The organism is Tahibacter aquaticus (assembly GCF_004363655.1).
Classification (GTDB): domain Bacteria; phylum Pseudomonadota; class Gammaproteobacteria; order Xanthomonadales; family Rhodanobacteraceae; genus Tahibacter; species Tahibacter aquaticus.
This window is the reverse complement of the sequence record NZ_SNZH01000007.1, coordinates 334461-355686: the sequence shown is the minus strand read 5'-3', so window position 1 is coordinate 355686 and position 21226 is coordinate 334461. Positions and strand designations below refer to the sequence as shown.

The 21226-nt window shown below is 64.0% G+C and carries 22 protein-coding genes and 1 tRNA gene; 12 read left to right on the top strand and 11 right to left on the bottom strand.

The annotated features are described in order from the left end of the window. Positions 1–19: 19 nt before the first annotated feature. Positions 20–1645 carry a glucose-6-phosphate isomerase gene (gene pgi / locus DFR29_RS13870; protein ID WP_133819198.1) on the bottom strand — a complete coding sequence of 542 codons (1626 nt, stop codon included), beginning with the start codon at positions 1643–1645 and terminating at the stop codon, positions 20–22. Between the two features lie 227 nt (positions 1646–1872). Here pgi and DFR29_RS13865 point away from each other — a divergent pair, with 227 nt between their 5' ends. Then, positions 1873–2070, top strand: coding sequence for a hypothetical protein (locus DFR29_RS13865; protein ID WP_133819197.1), 198 nt, complete (start codon positions 1873–1875; stop codon positions 2068–2070). Positions 2071–2184: 114 nt separating this feature from the next. Here DFR29_RS13865 and panC read toward each other — a convergent pair whose 3' ends face one another. From panC to pcnB, 4 genes are all read right to left on the bottom strand, one after another. Beyond that, positions 2185–3042: a pantoate--beta-alanine ligase gene (panC, locus tag DFR29_RS13860; RefSeq protein ID WP_133819196.1), complete on the bottom strand. Its 858-nt coding sequence runs from the start codon at positions 3040–3042 to the stop codon at positions 2185–2187. A gap of 2 nt (positions 3043–3044) precedes the next feature. Further along, complete coding sequence (gene panB / locus DFR29_RS13855) at positions 3045–3869, bottom strand: 3-methyl-2-oxobutanoate hydroxymethyltransferase (RefSeq protein ID WP_133819195.1); 825 nt, start codon at positions 3867–3869, stop codon at positions 3045–3047. A gap of 92 nt (positions 3870–3961) precedes the next feature. Then, on the bottom strand, positions 3962–4474 hold the full coding sequence (folK, locus tag DFR29_RS13850) for a 2-amino-4-hydroxy-6-hydroxymethyldihydropteridine diphosphokinase (RefSeq protein WP_133819194.1): 513 nt from the start codon (positions 4472–4474) through the stop codon (positions 3962–3964). Then, positions 4471–5880, bottom strand: a complete 1410-nt coding sequence (gene pcnB, locus DFR29_RS13845) for a polynucleotide adenylyltransferase PcnB (RefSeq protein WP_425598835.1) — start codon at positions 5878–5880, stop codon at positions 4471–4473. Before pcnB ends, folK begins: the two co-directional genes overlap by 4 nt. A gap of 49 nt (positions 5881–5929) precedes the next feature. On the opposite strand from pcnB, the gene DFR29_RS13840 reads away from it, so the two are divergent. Together DFR29_RS13840 and fdxA are read left to right on the top strand one after the other, a co-directional pair. After that, positions 5930–6005: transfer RNA gene (locus DFR29_RS13840), tRNA-Glu, on the top strand. A gap of 40 nt (positions 6006–6045) precedes the next feature. Next, on the top strand, positions 6046–6369 hold the full coding sequence (gene fdxA, locus DFR29_RS13835; protein WP_133819193.1) for a ferredoxin FdxA: 324 nt from the start codon (positions 6046–6048) through the stop codon (positions 6367–6369). A 147-nt stretch (positions 6370–6516) separates the two neighbouring features. Here the strand turns inward: fdxA and DFR29_RS13830 are convergent, their stop codons facing one another. Further along, a complete protein-coding gene (locus DFR29_RS13830) occupies positions 6517–7071 on the bottom strand; it encodes a hypothetical protein (RefSeq protein ID WP_133819192.1) in 555 nt (184 codons plus the stop codon). A 40-nt stretch (positions 7072–7111) separates the two neighbouring features. Then, complete coding sequence (gene dapA, locus DFR29_RS13825; RefSeq protein WP_133819191.1) at positions 7112–7996, bottom strand: 4-hydroxy-tetrahydrodipicolinate synthase; 885 nt, start codon at positions 7994–7996, stop codon at positions 7112–7114. A 121-nt stretch (positions 7997–8117) separates the two neighbouring features. On the opposite strand from dapA, the gene DFR29_RS13820 reads away from it, so the two are divergent. The 3 genes from DFR29_RS13820 to DFR29_RS13810 all read left to right on the top strand — a co-directional run bounded on the left by DFR29_RS13820 (position 8118) and on the right by DFR29_RS13810 (position 10637). Next, entirely contained in the window at positions 8118–8702 is a 585-nt protein-coding gene (locus DFR29_RS13820) for a glycine cleavage system transcriptional repressor (protein ID WP_341829854.1), read from the top strand. Next, positions 8702–9163 (top strand): peroxiredoxin, encoded by a 462-nt coding sequence (locus tag DFR29_RS13815; protein WP_133819190.1) that lies wholly within the window; start codon positions 8702–8704, stop codon positions 9161–9163. The genes DFR29_RS13820 and DFR29_RS13815 overlap by 1 nt, the downstream gene beginning before the upstream one ends. An 82-nt stretch (positions 9164–9245) precedes the next feature. After that, positions 9246–10637, top strand: coding sequence for a PhoH family protein (locus DFR29_RS13810; RefSeq protein WP_133819189.1), 1392 nt, complete (start codon positions 9246–9248; stop codon positions 10635–10637). A gap of 141 nt (positions 10638–10778) precedes the next feature. On the opposite strand, the gene DFR29_RS13805 is transcribed toward DFR29_RS13810, so the two are convergent. Further along, positions 10779–11912: a hypothetical protein gene (locus DFR29_RS13805; protein WP_133819188.1), complete on the bottom strand. Its 1134-nt coding sequence runs from the start codon at positions 11910–11912 to the stop codon at positions 10779–10781. Between the two features lie 203 nt (positions 11913–12115). Here DFR29_RS13805 and thiD point away from each other — a divergent pair, with 203 nt between their 5' ends. Genes thiD through DFR29_RS13790 form a run of 3 tightly spaced genes read left to right on the top strand, consistent with a single transcriptional unit; the run spans position 12116 to position 15564 of the window. Continuing rightward, positions 12116–12940: a bifunctional hydroxymethylpyrimidine kinase/phosphomethylpyrimidine kinase gene (thiD, locus tag DFR29_RS13800; protein WP_133819187.1), complete on the top strand. Its 825-nt coding sequence runs from the start codon at positions 12116–12118 to the stop codon at positions 12938–12940. Between the two features lie 12 nt (positions 12941–12952). After that, the gene (locus DFR29_RS13795) at positions 12953–13246 is read left to right on the top strand and encodes a hypothetical protein (RefSeq protein ID WP_133819186.1); all 294 of its coding nucleotides are present in this window, start codon (positions 12953–12955) and stop codon (positions 13244–13246) included. 41 nt (positions 13247–13287) lie between these two features. After that, positions 13288–15564, top strand: a complete 2277-nt coding sequence (locus DFR29_RS13790) for a hypothetical protein (protein WP_133819185.1) — start codon at positions 13288–13290, stop codon at positions 15562–15564. A gap of 76 nt (positions 15565–15640) precedes the next feature. On the opposite strand, the gene DFR29_RS13785 is transcribed toward DFR29_RS13790, so the two are convergent. Further along, entirely contained in the window at positions 15641–16654 is a 1014-nt protein-coding gene (locus DFR29_RS13785) for an isocitrate dehydrogenase (RefSeq protein ID WP_133819184.1), read from the bottom strand. A gap of 98 nt (positions 16655–16752) precedes the next feature. On the opposite strand from DFR29_RS13785, the gene DFR29_RS13780 reads away from it, so the two are divergent. After that, entirely contained in the window at positions 16753–17868 is a 1116-nt protein-coding gene (locus tag DFR29_RS13780; RefSeq protein WP_133819183.1) for a hypothetical protein, read from the top strand. Positions 17869–17910: 42 nt separating this feature from the next. Here the strand turns inward: DFR29_RS13780 and DFR29_RS13775 are convergent, their stop codons facing one another. After that, the gene (locus DFR29_RS13775) at positions 17911–18297 is read right to left on the bottom strand and encodes a carboxymuconolactone decarboxylase family protein (protein ID WP_133819182.1); all 387 of its coding nucleotides are present in this window, start codon (positions 18295–18297) and stop codon (positions 17911–17913) included. Next, entirely contained in the window at positions 18294–18557 is a 264-nt protein-coding gene (grxC, locus tag DFR29_RS13770; RefSeq protein WP_133819181.1) for a glutaredoxin 3, read from the bottom strand. Before grxC ends, DFR29_RS13775 begins: the two co-directional genes overlap by 4 nt. A gap of 244 nt (positions 18558–18801) precedes the next feature. Here grxC and DFR29_RS13765 point away from each other — a divergent pair, with 244 nt between their 5' ends. Beyond that, complete coding sequence (locus tag DFR29_RS13765; RefSeq protein ID WP_133819180.1) at positions 18802–20487, top strand: M48 family metalloprotease; 1686 nt, start codon at positions 18802–18804, stop codon at positions 20485–20487. A 47-nt stretch (positions 20488–20534) separates the two neighbouring features. Beyond that, positions 20535–21224, top strand: a complete 690-nt coding sequence (gene phoB, locus DFR29_RS13760; RefSeq protein ID WP_133819179.1) for a phosphate regulon transcriptional regulator PhoB — start codon at positions 20535–20537, stop codon at positions 21222–21224. Positions 21225–21226: the final 2 nt, after the last annotated feature.

Sequence of the window (21226 nt, the reverse complement as noted above, 5' to 3'; positions counted from 1 at the left end):
CGCGGCAGGCGGCTGAGACTCAGTCCAGCGCGCGGATCGTCTCGATCAGGCCGCGCGTGGAGGCATCGAACGAATCGGGAACCTGGCCCGAAACCAGTGCCGGCAAAATGGATTTTGCCAAGGTCTTGCCCAGCTCGACGCCCCATTGGTCGAAGGCATTGATATCCCACAGCAGCGCCTGCACCAGCACCTTGTGTTCGTACAGCGCGATCAGTGCACCCAGGCTTTCCGGCGTCAGCACATCGAGCAGCACGGTGCTGCTGGGCCGGTCACCGGGGAAGGTGCGCTGCGCGGCCAAGGCCAGGCGCTCGGCCTCGCCGCCGCTACTGGCTTCGGCCAGCGCCTGCGCCTGCGTCTTGCCCAGCGCGAACGCAGCGCCCTGAGCGAGCAGGTTGGACAGCAGCGCATCGTGGTTGTCCTTGAGCGTATGCGCCGGGCGCACGACGCCGAGCAGGTCCAGCGGCACCGTATCGCTGCCCTGGTGCAGCGCCTGGAAATAGGCGTGCTGCGCATTCGTACCGACACTGCCCCAGACAACCGGCACGGTGGCCTGAGCCAGTTCGCCGCCGTCAGCACGTACGCGCTTGCCCAGGCTTTCCATTTCCAGCTGCTGCAGGAAGGACGGCAATTCGGTCAGGCCGTCGAGATAGGGAATCACGCCGTGCGCCGCGTGGCCCAGGCCGTTGCGGTTCCATACACCGATCAGCGCCGCCAGCACCGGCAGGTTGTCGCGCCAGGGCGCACTGCGGAAATGGTCGTCCATCAATGCCGCTCCGCGCAGGAAGGCACGGAAGTTCGGCATGCCGATGGCCAGCGCCAGCACCAGGCCTACTGCAGACCAGACCGAATAGCGACCGCCGACAAAATCCCACATCGGCAATACGCGCTGTTGTGGAATACCAAGCTTTGCCGCAGCTTCCACATTGGCACTGACCGCGATGAAATGGCCGGCGGCCTTGGCATCGTCGCCGCCGTAAGCCTGGGCAATCCATTGGCGCAGCACCTGGCCATTGAGCAGGGTTTCCTGCGTGGTGAAACTTTTCGATACCAGCAGCACCACGGTCGTGCGCGGATCCAGCCGGCGCATCAGCGCCGCAGTCTCGTGGCCATCAACATTGGGCAGGAAATGGCAGCGGAAGCGGCCGCTGTGAAAGGCCGACAAGGCTTCGACGGCCAGGCGCGGACCGAGGTCGGAGCCGCCTATGCCCAGATTGACCACATCGGTGATGCCGGCGGGAATGCCGAAAGCGCCCGCCTCGTCCAGCTCCAGCGCATCGACCAGCGCGCCCATGCGCTGCAGCGTCGCGGCGACTTCCTCGCGCACCGCGGCGGGTGCCAGCGGTGGCAGGCGCGACTCGGCGCCGCGCAAGGCGGTATGCAGCACTGGCCGCTGTTCCGAGGCATTCAGGATGTCGCCACGAAACATGGCATCGCGGCGTTGCTCCCAGCCGCAATCCGTCGCGATCGCGCCTAGGGCATCGAGGGCGGCGGCATCGAGCTTCTGTTTGGAGAAGTCCAGCAGCAGCGGACCGGCGCGGCGCGAAAACTCGGCAAAGCGCTGCGGCTGGGCCAGCAGTTCGCGCAGGTGGATGGGCGTCAGGCGCGCGGCTTCCCGCGCCAGAATCTGCAGCTGTCCGGCAAGCATGATCGTCCTCGGTGGCTACCCGCAGGAAAAAGGCGGGCGTCCGATCTTACTCAGCGCGGAGGAAAGCGGTCGACCTTACCAAGGTCGCGCACGTCTACGGATGCTGACAATTTGGCATAAGCGCAGCGACGAGTCGTCTTGCCCACGCCAGTACTGCAGCGTCCGCAGTGGCAGACCGGCTGTCGCCGACTGGCGGTCACGCGCGTTATCGTTGCGTGAAAACAACAATGAAAATAGGTAAAGGTGTCGTAACTGATGTCGCCAGCGCAATAACGGCAACACGTTCGAGACAGCCGGAATACCTCTCCTCAAAGCTGGCCAATACCGCTTCAGATCTGATTTGGACAGCCAAGCGACTGAAATTTCGGGCAAAAAAAACCCTCGCCGAAATCGGCGAGGGGCTAATCGGAGTGACGATTACCTGAACAATGCGCCCTGCGGGTCACCAAGGCAACGCCGAAGCGTTGCGAAAAACCCAGTGACTGTGGTTAGGCTACCACAGCGTTGTACGGAATGCTACAGGTGTGGACAGCCCGCAGTCAGCCGACACCGTTGTCGATGGCGAGGTTGTCGATCAGCCGGGTATTGCCCAGCCGGGCGGCAATCAGTGCAACCAGGCCGTCGCGCTGGCCCGCCGGCGGCAAGGCCAGATCGTCGGCGCAACGCAGGGCGGCGTAGTCGGTACGGAATCCGCTGGCGTCCAGCGCAGCAACAGCATTCGCCTCGATCTGCGCCAGCGTCTCGCCGCGGATGACGCTTTCGCGCATGGCCTGCAAGGTGTGGTGAATCGCGGCGGCCTGCTCGCGCTCGACCGGACTGAGATACTGGTTGCGCGAACTCATGGCCAGGCCATTGGCCTCGCGCAAGGTCGGAGCGGCAACGATGTCCACGGGCAGGCACAGATCGGCGGCAAGGCGACGAATGGTCAGCAACTGCTGATAGTCCTTGCGCCCGAAAATCGCGACATCCGGCTGTACCAGGTTCAACAGGCGCAAAACCACGGTGGCCACTCCAGCGAAATGGCCGGGGCGAAACGCCCCCTCCAGCATCTCGGTCACCCCACGCACATCGACGCGCGTGGCCGCCTCCGTGCCGAATGGATAAAGCGTCGCAGTCTCGGGTACGAACAGCAGGTCGCAGCCCTGCTCCGCCAGGCCAGCGGCATCGGCGTCCAGCGTGCGCGGATAGCGTGCGAAATCTTCATTCGGGCCAAACTGGGTGGGATTGACGAACACACTGGCAAGAACCCGGTCGCAGCGCTCGCGCGCCGTTCGCAACAGCGAGTAGTGGCCGGCGTGCAGGTTGCCCATGGTCGGCACGAAACCGATACGCAGGCCGGCTGTGCGCCAGCGACCGACAACGGCGCGCAGATCCTGCGCGGAATGCAACATATCCATGATCAGTAGCTGTGCTCGGGAGCGGGGAATTCGCCATTGCGCACCGCCGCGGCATAGGCCTGCAAAGCACTGGCGATGGAATCGTGGCCGGCAAGAAAATTCTTGCTGAAACGCGGGCGCTTGCCCGGCGTGAGGCCGAGCAGGTCGTACATCACCAGCACCTGGCCATCGCAATGCGGTCCAGCGCCAATACCGATCGTGGGAATCGCGACTTCGCGGGTAATACGTTGCGCCAGCGCCGAAGGAACGCATTCGAGCACCAGCAGATCCGCACCGGCGGCACTGACCGCACGCGCATCGGCCAACAGTCGCTCAGCGCGTTCTTCGTCGCGCCCTTGCACGCGGTAGCCGCCGAGTTTGTGCACCGACTGCGGCGTCAGGCCCAGATGGGCGCAGACCGGAATATCGCGTTCTGCCAGGGCGTGGATGACATCTGCCGCCCAACCGCCGCCTTCGAGCTTGACCATCGCTGCCCGACCTTCGCCGATCAGGCGCGCCGAGCTGGCGTAAGCCTGTTCGCGCGTCGGGTAGCTCATGAACGGCAGGTCGGCAATCAGCAAGGCTTTGTGCAGGCCGCGCGCGACAGCAGCGCTGTGATACACCATGTGATCCAGCGATACCGGCAACGTGCTCGACTCGCCCTGTATCACCATGCCCAGCGAATCGCCGACCAGCACCACGTCGATGCCCGACGCGTCCACGGCAGCGGCGAAACTCGCGTCGTAAGCGGTGACCATGACGATTTTCTCGCCGGCCTGCTTGCGCGCATGCAATTGCGGAACAGTGACAGCGGTGCGCGAGGGTGCGGTCGCGGGATTGGCGTACACGCAGGACTCCTGCAGAGGAAAGGACAATTATCAACCCATAGGCCGAGCATCGGATAGATGCGCGACCCTGGTCTTGTGCCACGGCCTGTGTCCTAGGCGACCCGCTCTTCGTCGCACAGCAACGGCGGCAGGCGCGTGCAGGCGCTGAAGTCGATGCGTGCGAGCAGATCTGCCACGCGCCCCAGGCCCGGAACCTGCTGCAACGGTGCGATTTCCGCCAATGGCAGCAGCACGAAGGCGCGTTCGGCCAAATGCGGATGCGGCACACACAGACCAGGCCGGGAGATTATTTGCTGGCCATAGAGCAAGACATCCAGATCCAGCGGCCGCGGACCCCAGCGCGAGCCGTCGCGCACACGGCCGGCTTCGCGCTCGATCTCGAGCAGGCCGGCGAGCAGCGCGGGCGCCCCCAGGCTTGTGGAAATCTCCACAACGGCATTAATAAACGGAGGCTGCTGCTGCACGCCCCAGGGCGGCGTCAGGTACTGCGACGAAACCTGCCGCAACTGCGTACTCGCCAATCCGGCAATACGCTGTGCGGCCTGGTCAACGCTGCGGCGGGAGTCGCCCAGATTGCTGCCCAGGCCGATGAAGGCAGTAATCACGAATCGGCCGGCTGCTCGTCGGACCCGCTACCGGCCGGCTTGCGCCGCCGCCGGCGCCGACGCTTGCGCGCCGCCGTTTTCGGCACCGCGCCTTCGCTGACAGCAGTCGTAGCCACGGCCGCAGGCTGCGCAAGCAACTCGCCCAGCTCGGCGGGCTCCACGGCCTGCGCCTGCTCCCACCAGTCGGCCAGTTCTTCCAGCTCCGGATCCGCCTGCGCCCTCACGACAAGAAAATCGTAGGCGGCGCGGAAACGCGGATGGCTGAGCAGGCGCATCACGCGCTTTTTCAAGCGCTGCTCGAAGCGCGGCTGCAGGGCCCAGATTTCTTCCATGACCAGGGAGAAACGGCGCGGTATCGCCACACGTCCGACCTGCTCCTGGATGACCGCCTCGCCCGCGTCACCCCAGGCATCGGCGGCATCAGTACCGCCGGCGATGGCGCGCTCGGCCCGCTCGCGCACACCGCCCCAGAGCAGCAACGCGAACAGGAACGCAGGCGTAACCGACTTGCCAGCCTGCACACGCTCGTCCGTATTGGCCAGGCCGCGTTCGAGCAGCAGACGGAATTCGGTGCCGCGACTGCGCTTGAGCGCCGTCGCCGTCGACGGGAAGACGAATTGCAGCAGACCGCTGCGGTCAAGCTCGCGAAAGCTCGCCAGGCCGTGGCCAGACAGGAACAACTTGAGCGATTCGTCGAAAAGCCGCGCCGGCGCCGCATCGCAAAGCAACTGGCCCAAGCGCGCGAATGGCTTCTCGGCAGTGTCGTCGATGCGGAATTCGAGCTTGGCCGCCAGACGCACAGCACGCAGCATGCGGACCGGATCTTCGCGGTAGCGCTGTTCCGGATCGCCGATCAGATGCAGGATGCGCGCTTCCAGGTCCTGCATGCCGCCGACATAGTCGCGCACGCTGAAATCGGCGATGTTGTAGTACAGCGCATTGACGCGGAAATCGCGCCGGATGGCGTCTTCCTCGATGCTGCCGTAGACGTTGTCCCGCACGATGCGGCCGTCTACCACGTGACGGTCGACATTGCCCTCTTCACCAATGCCGCGGAAGGTCGCCACCTCGACGATCTCCTGGCCGAATACCACGTGGGCCAGGCGAAAGCGCCGGCCGATCAGGCGGCAATTGCGGAACAATCCGCGCACCTGCTCCGGCGTTGCATTTGTAGCAATGTCAAAATCCTTGGGGTGCCCGCCCAGCAGCAGGTCGCGCACGGCGCCGCCGACGAGGAAGGCCTCAAAGCCAGCCTCGTTCAGGCGATACAGCACACGCAACGCACCATTGCTGATGTTGCGCCGGGAAATTCCGTGCTGATCGCGCGTGATGACACGCACCTGCGGCAATTGCGGCGCCACGATTTCAGCGCTCTTTTCGCTGTTGCGGCGCAATCCACGAGGAATTGCCCGCCGAATGAATTCCGTTATACTTCGCACGCTTGATCCTCGACGCGCTCCCTTCGTCTAGTGGCCTAGGACATCGCCCTCTCACGGCGAGAACAGGGGTTCGAACCCCCTAGGGAGCGCCACTTTACTCCCCTTTCCCAACTCAGCAGGCTCGGTCGCCGCATGCCTTTCGTTGTCACCGAAAACTGCATCAAGTGCAAGTACACCGATTGCGTTGAAGTATGCCCGGTGGATTGCTTCCACGCCGGCCCCAACTTCCTCGTCATCGATCCGGACGAGTGCATCGACTGCACTCTGTGCGAGCCCGAATGCCCGGCCAATGCAATCTATCCGGAGGACGACGTGCCGGCCGGTCAGGAGCATTTCATTGCACTGAATGCGGAACTGGCCAAGAACTGGCCGGTGCTTACCGAACGCAAGGATCCGCCTGACGACGCCAAGGACTGGGACGGCAAGCCGAACAAACTTCCCCTACTGCAACGCTGAACCGGTGGTGCGCCTCCTGGGGCGCTGGCCGGCACCGCTTCGTTGCCGGCCCCTGCCGGCAACGCAATCACTTTCTTTTTCCTGGCATAAAGGTCGCATCGCGCGCCACCTGCGGGCGAACGCGCGGCAACAACCTGCTTACGGCAATCAGCCCAGACGCTCGCGCAGCAAGGCCACGACGCGCTGCACGCTGGCGCTCGGACCACTGACGCTGACGCGGCTGCCTTCGCCGTCGCTGCTGACACCGATATTCACCTGCTCCGTGATCGTCTCGACCTTCTTGCGCGTGAACAGGCGCTTGAAGAAGCCGCCCTCGTCGCGTGTGCGCTTGCTTTCGACGCTGAGGGTATAGGTATGGCCGGCTTCATCGCGTGAAGCCACGCTGCCGACAGCAGCACGTTCCAGCGCCGTGCCGACACGCTGCCAGGTATTGGCGACGTTGTCCTTGACGTGCAGACCGTCGATACCGGTCGGCCCGCTGGCTACACGGCCAGTACCCGCGCTGGCGCCAGCGCGCCCGGCCTCCGGCACGACGAGCTCGTTACGCGTGACCGGAGCCTGCAGATCGGGCGGAACTTCCAGCGGACGCGTTTCGGCCGCCTGGTCCCATGCCGACTTCGACTTGAACAGGCTGCAGCCGCCAAGTACCGACGGCACCAGCACGACGAGCAGGACAATACGGATCGCAGTCTTCGAATTCACAGGCAAACCTTGGCAGTCTTGGGACGAAAAGCGAGCCGAATCAAACCGCCGCATCTTGCAGGGTCGACAGCAGCTCGCGCAAGCGCTCGCGGTGGGAAACAGACAGCTCGACCAGGGGCAGGCGCGGATGTGCGCTACCCAGGCCTTGCGTCGAAAGTCCCCACTTGAGCGGAATCGGGTTGGATTCCAACCCAAGCGCGTCGAACAGAGGCTGAAGCTGCGCATCCAGCGTTTCAGCACGATCCCTGTGCCCGCCGCGGGCAGCATCGCAAAGGGCACGAAACTGCGCCGGCACCAGATTGTTGGCCACCGAGATAACACCGTCGGCGCCAGCCAGCAAGGCACGGCAAGCACTGCCGTCATCACCGGAAAGCACCTGGAACGAAACTGAGCGCAAGGCGAGCAGATCCTGCATGCGCTGCGCATCGGCGACCGCTTCCTTGATGGCGACGATGCGTGGATGCGCGGCCAGCTGCGCCACCGTGGCCGGCACAAGGTCGCAGCCGGTACGGCCGGGAACGTTGTAGAGCACGATCGGCAGCTCGACCGCATCGGCGATCGCGCGATAGTGCTGCAGCAGGCCTTGCTGGGTCGGACGCACGTAATACGGAGTAACGATCAGGGCCGCATCGGCACCCAGGTCGCGCGCGCGTCGCGTGGCGGCGATGGTTTTGGCGGTGTTGGCACTGCCGGTGCCGACCAGCAGCGGAACGCGCCCCGCGACAACGGCAATGGCTTTGGCGACAACCAGTGCCAGTTCATCGTCGGAAAGTGCGTGCGCCTCGCCGGTGGAGCCTGCGACGACCAGACCCTGAGTACCGCCGGCTAGCTGGCCTTGAATCAGTCGTGCGAAGGCATCGAGGTCCAGTTGGCCGTCCGCCTGGAACGGAGTCGCCAAGGCACAGATGCTTCCGCAGAGATTCAAAGCACGTATCCGGGCTACAGACAAAGAGCGGCGGATGTTACTTGCGGCCCCCAGGTGTGGCAAGTATTCTGCCTGCCACTGCCGGCGCGGGTCGGCATCACCTTCAGGCGACGCACGGACCGTGAAGCAAGCAGGTAAATCCGCCTTGACCGAAGCCGCGCCACGCCCACCGGCGAACGAGAACTACCTCCTGATCAATGCGTTCGCACCGCAGCCGGAGTCGCCGCTGGTCGCGGTGACGCGCCGCATTTCCGAATGCGGCTGCAACCTTGTCGATGCGCGCGTCTCCACCCTCGGCTCTGACGTATCGGTGCTTGCGCTGGCAGTCGGGCCCTGGGATGCCATCGCCAAGCTCGAGAACGCGCTGAACAAGCTCGAACGCGGCGAGAACCTGCGCATCACGCATTTCCGCACAGGCCCCAAGCCGATACAGAACACCTTGCTGCCGTACGTGGTCGAGGTCATCGCCGCCGACCGCCCTGGCATATTGCACCAGCTGGCCGAGTTCTTCGGCCGCCGCGGCATCACCATCGAACAGTTGCATTCGTCGCGTTATCGCGCAATGCAAACCGGCGCCGACATGTTCTCGGCACAGGTCACCGTCGGCATTCCCTCGACCACACATATCGCCGCCTTGCGCGACGATTTTCTCGAGTTCTGCGACGGGCTTAACCTCGACGCCATCATGGATCCGATGAAGTTCTAATGCTCGATACCGGCTCGAAAGTTCCCGCCCTCAGCGGCACCAGCACCGACGGAACGTCGCTTGCACTGTCGACACTGAAAGGAAAATGGGTAGTCGTATACTTCTATCCGAAGGACAGCACACCAGCCTGCACTACCGAGGCGCAGGATTTCCGCGACCTGCACGCACAGTTCGCCGCGCGTAACGCAGTCGTCATCGGCGTGTCGCGCGACAGCACACGCAGCCATGCCAATTTCACTGCCAAACAGCAGCTGCCGTTCGCGCTGATCGCCGACACCGACGAAGCCTGGTGCAAGGCGTTCGACGTGATCCACGAAAAGGTGCTGTACGGCCGTCGCTACCTCGGCATCGTCCGCAGTACCTTTCTGATCGGCCCTGACGGCCGCATCAGCCGGCGCTGGAGCCCGGTCAAGGTGGCCGGCCACGCTGCCGAAGTGCTGGCGAGCATTCCGGACGCGTGAGCAGGCGCGCAGCCAACACTGCCCCGCCGCTCCGGCCTGCGCCGGAAATCACTACCCCCTCCCCCACGCCCGAGGCTGAAGCATGACCCGAGGCAAGCGCATCTACGTGCTCGATACCAACGTGCTGATGCACGACCCGACCTCGCTGTTCCGCTTCGAGGAGCACGATGTCTTCATTCCGATGACGGTTCTGGAAGAACTGGACAATGCCAAAAAAGGGACATCCGAGGTTTCGCGCAACGCGCGCCAGGTCAGCCGCTTCATCAACGAGCTGATCGAACATGGCGGCGATCGCAAGATCGAGGAAGGCCTGGATTTGATCTCGCCCCAGGGCGTAAATCTCAAGCGCGGCAAGGCCGTAGGCCGCCTGTATTTCCAGACCCGCTCACCCGAAAGCGTGCCCGGCAAGGCCAAGCCGGACAACTTCATACTCGCGGCCGTGCTGATGCTGCGCGAGCTGTATGCGCGCGTGCCCGTGGTACTGGTGACCAAGGACATAAACCTGCGCATCAAAGCCTCGATCTACGGCATTACCGCCGAAGATTACGAGAACGATCGCGCGCTGGACGATTTCAGCCTGCTCTATTCCGGCCATGCCGAGCTGGCCGAGGGCTTCTGGAGCCTGCATCAGAAAGATCTGAAGTCCTGGCAGGAACGCAACCACACCTTCTATGAGGTGAAGCTGCGCAAGGACGAAGACTGGTTCCCGCACCAGTGCCTGTACATTCCCGACGGCGACGACATGCTCGAACTGCGCGTGATCGAAGTGCGCGACGGCCGCGCGCGCCTGCGCCTGATGGACGACTACACGGGTTCGCACAATGTCTGGGGCATCACCGCGCGCAATCGCGAGCAGAACTTTGCCCTGAACCTGCTGATGGACCCGGATGTGGACTTCGTCACCCTGCTGGGCACGGCAGGCACGGGCAAGACTCTGCTGGCGCTGGCCGCTGGCCTTGCCCAGGTCATGGACCAGCAGCGCTACCGGGAAATCATCATGACCCGGGCCACCGTTTCCGTCGGCGAAGACATCGGCTTCCTGCCCGGCACGGAAGAAGAAAAAATGACGCCGTGGATGGGCGCGCTGACCGACAACCTGGAAGTGCTTACCAGTCCCAGCGAAGGCGGCGCCTGGGGGCGCGCGGCAACCAATGACCTGCTCGCCTCGCGCATCAAGATCCGCTCGCTCAATTTCATGCGCGGCCGCACTTTCCTGAGCCGCTACGTGATCATCGACGAGGCGCAGAACCTTTCGCCGAAGCAGATGAAGACCCTGCTCACACGCGCCGGCCCCGGCACCAAGATGATCTGCCTGGGCAATGTGGAGCAGATCGACACGCCCTACCTGACCGAGACCACTTCGGGCCTGACCTATGCAGTAGACCGCTTCAAGGAATGGCAGCACAGCGCGCATATCACGCTGCGCCGCGGCGAGCGCTCGCGCCTGGCCGACTACGCTTCGGAAAAGCTCTAGCTCCAGCGATGCCGGTTGGCGCAATGCGCCAGCCGGCTCTCAGGCGCCGTTGCAGCCAACAAAGTTACGGGCAAAAAAGACGGACAAAAAGACGGGGGCAAAGCCCCCGTATTCAAAAGCCCGTGTTTCTGAAAACCGGTTTCAGAAGCGCGTCGCCCAGACGGCTTCGAATTCGAGCTGGTTGCCGACCAGACTGTTGCGCGCGGCATAGTTGGTCAGCGTACCGAACAGGTATTGCGATGGCGCGTAGCTGGTGACGAAACGGAACTGGCCGTTGTCGCCAATCGCATGCGAGTAACTCAGGTCGAGGCTGTAGTTGGATACATCGCCCAGCAGGCGATCCAGCAACTGCGATGTCGGTGCCGGCTGCGTACGCGTGCTATAGCGCAGGCCCAGATCGCCCAGACGACCACCATGCCAGGTCGAGCTGAGGCTATAGACGTCCAGGTCGCCCCATGCAAACACCGGGCTCGCACCACTGCCCAGCGTTGCGAGGAAACGCCGCGGCAAGCCGGGACTGGTGAAGGCACGAATTTCACTGTACTTCACGCGCTCCAGGCCGAAATCGAAACTGAGCCAGGACGACGGGGCATAGCCGACATTGACACCCATGCTGGCCGGAATGTCGAAATCGCCCGGATCGGCATAGACCCCACGGTAGCTGTTGAATGCGTCCATGTTCACGCGCGACTGGTAGCTCGCGGTCCAGCGCAGGCGCTGGCCGAGCTTTTCGCTGAACTCCACGCGTACGCCGCGACCGTAGGCAGCCGGACCAGCGCCTTCGACCAGGCGCAACGATTCCGGAGTCACGTCCTTGTCGCCGAACGTGGCATTGGCGAAACGCTGATAAGCGAACAGCGCCGCAACCGACCACCGTCCGCTGTCGCCCCAGCCCTGCACATACGAGGGCGCGACGATATAGCGGTGAAGGCCAGGACGCGATTCGGGAATCAGGCGCGGCACGATGCCGTCGTCGCCAAGCCGGCTACTGGGCAAATCCTCGACCAGACCGCTGCGCACGGACACCCCGATCAAGGCATTGTTGCCTATCGGAACATAAGAAGACGTACCGCTGCGACTGCTGGCCATGGCCAGCTCAAGCAGTTGCGGTGCGACCTTGAGGGATTCGGGTTCTGCCCAGGAGAAATCGGGCTGGATGCTCTGGCGGGCATATTCCTGCCAGCGCTGCATTACGGATTCGCCGCCAAACTGGGCGAGACCCTCGGGAGAGAAGAAATAGAAAGGGAGCGTCAGGCCAAAACTGATCGCTCCCATCGGCTTCTTCAACGCTGCTGTTGCGTTCGCCCGGTACATGTCCCTGCCGCGTGGTTCCATGGCTTGTGGTGATTGTCACGACGGATTTTGGCGATAACGCAACAGCGAGTCAAGTACGCAACACCGAATTTTCAAGCTGAGATGCCGATTTACGTGAGGGATGGCATGATTTCGCCTCAACCTGTTGCAGGATAACAACAACCATGCGTAAAACTGCTCGCCCCAGCGTGCTCACGGTCGCCGGGTCAGACTCCGGTGGCGGTGCCGGCATCCAGGCGGACCTGAAAACCTTCCAGGCCCATGCCGTGCACGGCACTTGCGCGATCACAGCGGTGACTTCGCAAAACACGCGTGCGGTGACCGCGGTACATAGTTTGCCGCCTGCGCATATTTGCAGCCAGATTGCGGCGGTCCGCGACGATTTCGCCATCGCGGCCTGGAAGACCGGCATGCTGGCCGATGCCCGCACCATCCGCGCTGTCGCCACCGGCATGCAAGGCCATGAGGGCCACTACGTGCTGGACCCGGTAATGATTTCCACCAGCGGGGCCGCCCTGCTGCAGAGCTCGGCAATCAGCGCACTGCGCCGTTATTTGCTGCCCCGCGCCAGCCTGATCACGCCCAACCTCCCTGAGGCCGCGGCGCTGAGTGGCCTGCCCGTTCGCCGCAACAGCGATCTGGATCGCATAGCCCGTCTATTGCTGGAAGAAGGCGCGCAGGCGGTACTTATCAAGGGTGGCCACCAGCGGGGCCGCCAGGTCGTCGACCGGCTTTACTGGGGGAATGACAAGCGCGAATTCGTCCATGAAAGACTGGCGCGCAACGGTCATGGCACTGGCTGCACCCTGGCCGCAGCCATCGTATCGAATCTGGCCCTGGGTCTGGACCTCGCCCAGGCCTGCTCCCGCGCGACCGACTACGTGCACGCCGCGCTGCTGAAGGCGTACCGGCCGGGCCGGAGTACCATCGATGTGCTGGAACATTCTGCTGTTGTTGCGCCGATTCGCCGACGCACTACTGTTCGCTGAAAGGAACATGGCATGAACCGACTCTCGCTCGCCGGCACCGTCCTGTTGCTGACCTTTTCGGCCGCCTACGCAGCCCAATCTCCTGAATTCAAGCCGCTGGCGATTGCCACCCACGGCAAGAGTGCTCTTGACGACAGCGGCACGATCCGCCGGCCGCAGGCGCATGTGGTGCGCGCCGCCACGGTCAGCGAAATGCGCGTCGTACCCGACGCAAACGGCGGGCTGAAGCTGCAGTGCACCGACGTGCCAAACCCACGCCTGCGCACGCCGCAAGATCGCACCATCAGCGGAGGGCCGCGCCAATGACGTGCCGATGGCTTGCCACACTCTTTGCGCTCTGCGCAGCGATGCCAGCCTCAGCAACGCCAGCCATCGCACTGCAAAACGGCCAGGCAGCCACTTTCGGCATCCCCGGCGCCAATTTCTCCACGTCTTACTATATCGACGTACCGCTGGGTGCAGCCCAACTCAAGCTGGAGCTGGACAACCAGGGTAGCGGCAACGTCGACCTGCTGTTGCGCTACGGCACACCGTTCGCCGAGAAGACATCGAACGAGGCCGCTTCGCCCGACGCGCAATTGTTCCTCGACTATGCCCACTACTGGGGTCTGAGCCGAAGTGGCGACGAAAGCATCCTGGTACAGAAGTCCAGCCGCATACCGCTGCGACCGGGACGCTGGTACATCGCTGTACTGAACTTCGCACCAACGACGCAAAATCTCAGCCTCAAGGCCAGCCTCAACGGCAGCGTGCCTGTTGCCGGCATCAATTTCAGCTTTCCCGACAACAGCGGTTGCAACAGCGCGCCCTGGTTCGACCTGACCGCCGCAGCCCCCATCGATGGCAACCCCGGCACCACCCTGGGCGAGCAGCGGCGCAATGCACTGGCTCGCGCTGGCGAGCTGCTCGCGCAGCAGCTGCAGTCGCCGATGCCGATCTCGGTACATGCTTGCTGGAAAGCGCTGGGCGGCAGCCAGAGCGAGGGCGCGCGCATTGCCGCGGCCGGCCCCAGCACCTTCATCGTCGACACGGAGGACTTCGTCGTACCGTGGCTGCCGGACAAATACAGCTGGTATGCGGTGACCGAAGCCGTCCGTCTCAGCGGTACGCCCCAGTGCGGCACCTTCGGCAACGACTGCAACGAGCCGGATATAGAGGCCACGTTCAACAGCGATCTCGATCCGCCAGTCAATATCATCAACGTACCGTTCTATTACGGCTTCACTGGTGCATCCAAGCCGGCACGCTCGATCGATTTCATTACCACGACCATGCACGAGCTTACCCACGGCATGGGTTTTGTCAGCCTGATCAATGTCGATCCTGACGATGGCGTCGTCGGTGCACGCGGCAGCAGCGAGGGCGGCGAGTCCTACGACGACGCCTTCAGCCGCCAGCTCGTCGCCGTGGATACGCAGGCGCGCAGCTACCAGCCCTTTCTCGGCCCAGCGACCAGCGATGCACAACGTGCCAGCGCCGCAGTATCCAACGACAGCGTGCGCTGGGCCGGCATGGAAGCAGTGATGTCCGCACTGAACCAGCGCCGCGACCAGCCCATGCCGGACAATTTTCCGCTGATCTTCGCGCCGTGCGAACGCGCGGCGGCCGGCGATCCATGCAAGACCCGGCCCGGATCCACCTTGTCGCATACGGTACAAGCGGGCGACCTGATGAACGCGTTCGACGACGGCAGCTCCAACCGCAGCCTGGGCCTGGCGCTGCCCATGCTGCACGCACTGGGGTGGGCCACGACTGACGCCACGCCACCCAGCTACGCCATACCGGCGACCGGCAACTGGTACGACCGCACCCGCGGCGGCCACGGCATCGACTTCCAGCTGTACCAGCGCAGCGCCACCGAAGGCGACCTGTACTTCGTCATTTTCTATACTTTCGAGAACGACGGGCTGCCCGAATACTACCTGGGCCTGGGCCGCCTGATCGACGGCAAGTTCATCGGCGCCAAACAGAGCGACGGCATCGCGCTGATGCGGCTGCGCTACAACGCCACGACACGGCGCACGGAGCTGGACCGCAGCTCTGCCGGCAATCTGTTCATCGACTTCAACCAGGCAGCGCAATCGCCGAGCTGCCGCAGCGCCGACCGCAGCGGCGCCGGCGCGCTCGCCCTGATGCGCTGGTCGATCCGCGGCGAAAATGGCAGTTGGTGCATAGAGCCGGCTGTGCTGCCCGCTGAACACACCACGCCGGATTTTTCCGGCCACTGGTATGGCGGCAACGCCAGCGATCAGGGCTGGGGAATGGAGCTGCTGAGCATCCGTGGCGCAGCCGGGCAGGCGCAGCTGGTAGCCGTGCTTTACTACCCGGACCAGCAGGGCCGCTCACGCTGGGCTGTTACCCGGCTTGCCGATGTGGATCTTGCCAATACGCAAGAATTGACTTTGTACGAAGTTAGCGGCTACTGCCGCCTCTGCCAGCCCCCGGCCGCGCCGAACGCGACGCGGGCCGTCGGCACCATCAAATTCAGGCTGACCCGGCCTACGCGTACCGAGCCCGCCGACGGCGCCAATCGCGTCAGCATTGCCATCACCCAGCCCGGTGTCGCCAATTTCCGTCGCGACGATGTGCCGCTGACGCTATTGTCAGCGCCACCGGGCGACTGAAGCGGCAGACGCCGGCACCAACGAAAACGGCGTGCCTGGCGGCACGCCGTTTTTTGTTCATGGTTCGCTTCGCAGCTCAGCTTCCGCGCAGGCTGTCGATCAGTGCGTCGGCGAAGCTGGCGGTGCTGCCGTTGCCGCCCAGATCGGGCGTGACCCGGTCCTTGCGCGCCAGCACGTCGCGTATCGCCGCACGTACGCGTTGCGCCTGATCTTCCAGGCCCAGGTGCCCCAGCATCTGGCAGGCTGCCAGCAGCAACGCACAGGGATTAGCCACGCCCTTGCCGGCAATGTCAGGAGCCGAGCCGTGCACGGCCTCGAAGATCGCCGCTTCGGTCCCGATATTCGCGCCCGGAGCCAGGCCCAGGCCACCGACCAGGCCGGCGCAAAGATCCGAGATGATGTCGCCGAACAGATTGGTGGTCACGATAACGTCGAATTGCTGCGGATTCATCACCAGCTGCATGCAGCAGTTGTCGACGATCATTTCGTTGCACTGGATTTCCGGATATTCCGCAGCCACTTCCCGCGCCACCTTTAGGAACAAACCCGAGGTGGTCTTCATGATATTGGCTTTGTGTACGACGGTAATTTTCTTGCGCCCCTGGCGCCGTGCCAGCTCGAAGGCATAGCGCACGATGCGCTCGGAACCGCGGCGCGTCACCTTGATCTGGGAGTGCGCAGTGTCGCCGTCTTCGGAAAGGGTCTGGCCTTCGGAACCGTAGGCACCTTCCGTGTTCTCACGTACGGTGATCAGGTCGATGCCGTCGTAGCGTGCCTTGGTGCCGGGAATGGTGATCGCCGGGCGTACGTTTGCATACAGGTCGAAGCGCTTGCGCAATTCCACATTCAGAGAGGAGAAACCACCGCCGATCGGCGTGGTCAATGGTCCCTTGAGCGCGACACGATGGCGCGCGATGGATTCCATGGTCGCCTGCGGCAACAGTTCGCCGCAGCGCTCTTGTGCCGCCATGCCTGCGTCGACGAATTCGTAGTTCAACCCGGTCTTCAGTTCGTCAAGAACGCGCAAAGTGGCGTTCATGATTTCCGGGCCGATGCCGTCGCCGCGGATAACGGCAATAGTCTTGCTCATGCAATGCTCCAAATACGACTTGCCGGATAGATAGAAAACTCCGCATTATCGGAGATGCCTTCCCAGTGAACAACCACCGCCGTATGCGACCAAGGTCAATGGCTGCCCTGAGTCATGCCGCCAGCGCCTGCTTCGCCCTGGTCCTTGCACTGGCGAATCCGGCACGGGCACAGCAGCCATTCGCGCCCTACAGCCGCAACCCGGAACTGCGTATCGAGGCACTGGAGGGCAAGATCGCCCTGCGCCTGCAAGGCAACTGGCCCACGCCCTGCCTGCCCAGCGTGGAAACCGTGAGCCTCGATGGCAACGAACTGAATATCGAACTGCGCTCGAAACGACCGCTGTGCGCACGTACGCCGATGCCGTTCGACATCGAAGTCGATCTCGCGCCGAAAGTGGGCAAGCGCTGGCCGGATATGCCGCTGCGCGTGAGCGTACGGACTGCCAACAGCGCCACGGCCGCAGCAGAATTGCGCGGCTTCGCGTTGATCGGCAAAGGCGACGGTCCGCGCCCACTGCCGACAGCCGGGCTGTGGTGGCCGCTGCCGCTGGCCGATGCGACCAACCCGATGGCCGGCACCGGCTTCAGCCTTGAAGTGCAGGGCTATACCCTGGCCGTGGCCGTGCTGGGCAAAACGCGCAAAGGCAGTCCGATCTGGTATTTCGGCACCAGCAAATTGCGCAGCCGCACGACCCAGATCGACCTGGTCGCCGCGGGCAACGGCAACCCGGAAGAGCCGACTCCGGACGCTGCTGCCGACAGCGCGCTGCTGCACATGGATTTCCAGGGCAACGGCCGCGCGACGGCCTGGCTGGGCCAATACGAACAAGGCGAGACTCAGCCGCTGCTGCGTCTGCAGGTGATAGAACTGGCCCACCTGCCGTTTGCCGACCAGACCGATGGCGCCTCGTGGCATGGCGACTGGGTGCTGCTGGGCGCAACGCCGGGCCAGCCGCGCAGTGCGCGCCAGTTGCGCCTGAATGCAAACAGCTTTGTCGCCGCGGCGAACTATCGCCTCAGCGGCGATGACGGCTCCATGCTCAGCTGCGAGCGCGAGCCGCAACTGACCCGCGCGGCGCCGCCGCGACGCTGCCGCCTGACCGATGCAGCCGGCGCGCTGATCGCCGATTTCGATTCCATCGATATCAACCGCCTCGACGGCTTTGCGCCGGACCGCACGCCGGTACAGCTGCTGCGCGTACAGAAACGCTGAACCCGGCCATAGGTCTGGCTCAATGTCTCTGTGCGCCGGGGTTCAGACTTGGCCGTGATCGTGCTGGGGCGGTGCCGCAACCTCGGCGGACTCCAGCTGATCGAGGAAATCGACCGCACGGCGCAGATGCGGAATCACGATCGAGCCGCCGACTACCAGACCGACGCTGAAGATCTCGAAGAATTCGTCGCGGCCGACGCCAACCTCTTTGCATTGCGCCACGTGGTACGCGATGCAGTCGTCGCAGCGCAGCACCATGGAAGCGACCAGGCCGAGCATCTCCTTGGTCTTCACGTCCAGCGCGCCAGCCTTGTAGGTCTGCGTGTCCAGGGCAAAGAAGCGGCGCACGACCTGATTGTCTTCGGCCAGGATGCGCTCGTTCATGCGCTTGCGGAAATCGGTGAACTGCCTGACCTTGTCCTCGCTCATGCCGCGCCCTCCAGGATCTGCGCCAGGCGGCCGCTGCGATCGGCGGCGACCAGATCGTCATGCCCGCCGACATGTACGCCGTTGATGAAAATCTGCGGCACCGTGCGGCGCCCTCCACTGCGGGCAAGCATCTCAGCGAGCTTGCCGGCGTCGCTGTCGATGCGAATTTCCTGGTACTCCAGCCCCTTGGACTTAAGCACGCTCTTGGCGGCGATGCAGTAAGGGCAGATCGCCGTTGTATACATTTCTACAGTAGCCACGCTTTTCTCCTGATCGGCGCCGCCGGGTAGACTGCGGCCGCCATAGCTCCTGCGCATTGTGGGGGCTGAAACGGTTTCGGCAAGGGTGGCGCTGCCGCCGCCGGGCCGCTGTGCCCGCGGTTGCCGGGCGCGGCGGCCCAGGCTGCAACCTTCGATGAACGGCGACGCTGCGGCCGTGGCCGCGGAACCCGGGCTGGGTTAAGGTGTCGCAGCTATCTTCCTTCCCCCGCACGACGTCCAGGCCATGCGCAATTGGTTTCTTGTCCTGCTCAGTTTTTGCGCTACCGGCATAGCCGGCGCGCGCGAATCGGGCGTGCGACTTCCCGACATCGGCAGCTCCGCCGCCGCCATCATGTCGCCGCAGCAGCAGCGCGACTACGGCGCCAGCATGCTGCACGAAATGCGCTCGCTGAACCTGATCCTCGACGACCCGCTGCTGGTCGACTACATCAATACCCTGGGCTTTCGCCTGGTCGCGCACAGCGACAAGCCCGAGCAGAGTTACACCTTCTTCGTTGTGCGCGATCCCAACATCAACGCCTTCGCCGCGCCGGGCGGCTATATCGGCGTGAATGCCGGCCTCATCACTACCGCAGTGGAAGAAGGCGAAGTGGCCGCGGTACTGGCGCACGAAGTGGCGCATATCAGCCAGGACCATCTGCTGCGCGCGTTCGAGGATTCGCAGAAATCCTCGTTACCGATCGCGCTGGCCATGCTCGGCGCAATGATCGCAGCCCAGGGTTCGGCCGGCGACGGGGCCGAGGCGGCGCTGGTGGCCGGCACCTCGCTGATCCAGCAGCGCCAGATCAACTTCACCCGCAAGGATGAAATCGAAGCCGACCGCGTCGGCATCCAGACCCTGGCCCGGGCTGACTACGACCCGCAATTCATGGCCAGTTTCTTCGCCCGCATGGAGCGCACGTTGCGCCCGGGTGCCGGCGACCGCGGCATTCCCGACCTGCTGCGTACCCACCCGGTGAATACCGACCGCATCAGCGACGCCAAGGCGCGCGCCGATGCCTTGGCCGCCGAGCAGAAGCTCGTCCGCGCCTCCACAACCAGCCTGCCCGCACCAACCGGCTACTGGTCGCCACCGACCCGGCCGGACGAACTGGCGCCGCTGCCGCGTCTGAGCACAACTGAAGTCAAAGCCACCATCCATGGCGACGGCCTGTATTTCGCCCTGATGCGCGAGAGAGCGCGCGTGCTGGCTGCCGATCAACCCAGCTCGCTGGTCAGCTATTACGCCAGCAACCGGCGCGAAGCCGGCAGCGTGGCGGAGGCCGCGGCCAAGTACGGCCATGCACTCGCCCTGTGGCGCCTGGGCCAGGGCGAAGCCGCACGCGCCCTGCTGGCCGCACTGGCCGAGGAATCGCCCACCATACTGCCCTACCAGCTCGCCCTGGCGCAGACCGAAGCTCAGGCCGGCCGCCGCACCGATGCACTCAATCGCTACGAACGCCTGATCGCCAATTCGCCGGCTAACCGGGCCATCGCCCTGGCCTACGCACAGACCCTGATCGAAGACGGCAAGGCCGGCAGCGGACGCCGCGCGCAGGATCTGCTGCGGCCGATGATGGCCGAGGAAATCGACGATCCCGAGGTTTACCGGGTATTTGCCCGCGCCGCTGAACTGGGCGGCGACAAGATTCGCGCCGCCGAGGCCTATGCCGACGTGGCCCTGCTCAGCGGTCGCCTCGAAGACGCCATGAACCAGCTGCGTACGCTGACCGAACGCCGCGATCTGGACTATTACCAGCGCGCACGCATCGAAGCACGTATTACCGAAGTGACGCCGTACGTGCTGGAACTGCGTCGCAGGGGCATCAAACCGAAGGACCAGGGCCGCCTTGCGCCCGCTTTTTCCTGCCAGGATTCAGACTCTTGTACGTCGGTGTCATTCCAGCGTAACAATCCTGCATTGGAATAAGCCGCTGTCATGAAAGCGTCGCGCCGCGGCGCAACCTGCGGACAACCGTGCAAAAACGCATTCTTATCGTTGAAGACGAAACGGCGATCCGCGATATGGTCGCCTTCGCCCTGCGCAAGGCCGGCATGGATCCGGTCCATGCTGCCGACGCGCGTATCGCCCAGTCCGCCATTGCCGAGCGCGTACCCGACATGATCCTGCTCGACTGGATGCTGCCGGGCATGAGCGGCCTGGAATACGCGCGCCGTCTGCGCAAGGAAGATCTGACCCGCGAAGTTCCCATCATCATGCTCACCGCCCGCGGCGAGGAAGGCGACCGGGTCAACGGACTGGATGCCGGTGTCGACGACTACGTGGTAAAGCCATTCTCCGCGCGCGAGCTGATCGCTCGCATCAAGGCTGTCATGCGCCGCACCCACGGCGACGAAGGCGACGGCGTGATCGAGCAGGGCGGCCTGCGCATCGACGGCGCCGCGCACCGCGTCTATGCCGGCGAGCAGTCGGTGCAGATCGGCCCTACCGAATACCGATTGCTGCATTTCTTCATGACCCATGCCGAGCGCGTCTACTCGCGCAGCCAGCTGCTGGACCAGGTCTGGGGCGGCAGCGTCTATGTGGAAGAACGCACGGTCGACGTGCATATCCGCCGCCTGCGCAAGACCTTGGAGCCGTACAAACTGGAAAACCTGGTGCAGACCGTACGCGGCGCCGGCTATCGCTTCTCGGTAACGCCCTGAGC

Bases quoted from the DNA above. Each gene is read 5' to 3' on its own strand.
- pgi (WP_133819198.1), bottom strand. From the start codon at position 1,645: ATGCTTGCCGGACAGCTGCAGATTCTGGCGCGGGAAGCCGCGCGCCTG.
- DFR29_RS13865 (WP_133819197.1), top strand. From the start codon at position 1,873: ATGAAAATAGGTAAAGGTGTCGTAACTGATGTCGCCAGCGCAATAACG.
- panC (WP_133819196.1), bottom strand. From the start codon at position 3,042: ATGGATATGTTGCATTCCGCGCAGGATCTGCGCGCCGTTGTCGGTCGC.
- fdxA (WP_133819193.1), top strand. From the start codon at position 6,046: ATGCCTTTCGTTGTCACCGAAAACTGCATCAAGTGCAAGTACACCGAT.
- DFR29_RS13815 (WP_133819190.1), top strand. From the start codon at position 8,702: ATGCTCGATACCGGCTCGAAAGTTCCCGCCCTCAGCGGCACCAGCACC.
- DFR29_RS13810 (WP_133819189.1), top strand. From the start codon at position 9,246: ATGACCCGAGGCAAGCGCATCTACGTGCTCGATACCAACGTGCTGATG.
- DFR29_RS13805 (WP_133819188.1), bottom strand. From the start codon at position 11,912: ATGGGAGCGATCAGTTTTGGCCTGACGCTCCCTTTCTATTTCTTCTCT.
- thiD (WP_133819187.1), top strand. From the start codon at position 12,116: ATGCGTAAAACTGCTCGCCCCAGCGTGCTCACGGTCGCCGGGTCAGAC.
- DFR29_RS13795 (WP_133819186.1), top strand. From the start codon at position 12,953: ATGAACCGACTCTCGCTCGCCGGCACCGTCCTGTTGCTGACCTTTTCG.
- DFR29_RS13790 (WP_133819185.1), top strand. From the start codon at position 13,288: ATGCCAGCCTCAGCAACGCCAGCCATCGCACTGCAAAACGGCCAGGCA.
- DFR29_RS13785 (WP_133819184.1), bottom strand. From the start codon at position 16,654: ATGAGCAAGACTATTGCCGTTATCCGCGGCGACGGCATCGGCCCGGAA.
- DFR29_RS13780 (WP_133819183.1), top strand. From the start codon at position 16,753: ATGGCTGCCCTGAGTCATGCCGCCAGCGCCTGCTTCGCCCTGGTCCTT.
- DFR29_RS13775 (WP_133819182.1), bottom strand. From the start codon at position 18,297: ATGAGCGAGGACAAGGTCAGGCAGTTCACCGATTTCCGCAAGCGCATG.
- DFR29_RS13765 (WP_133819180.1), top strand. From the start codon at position 18,802: ATGCGCAATTGGTTTCTTGTCCTGCTCAGTTTTTGCGCTACCGGCATA.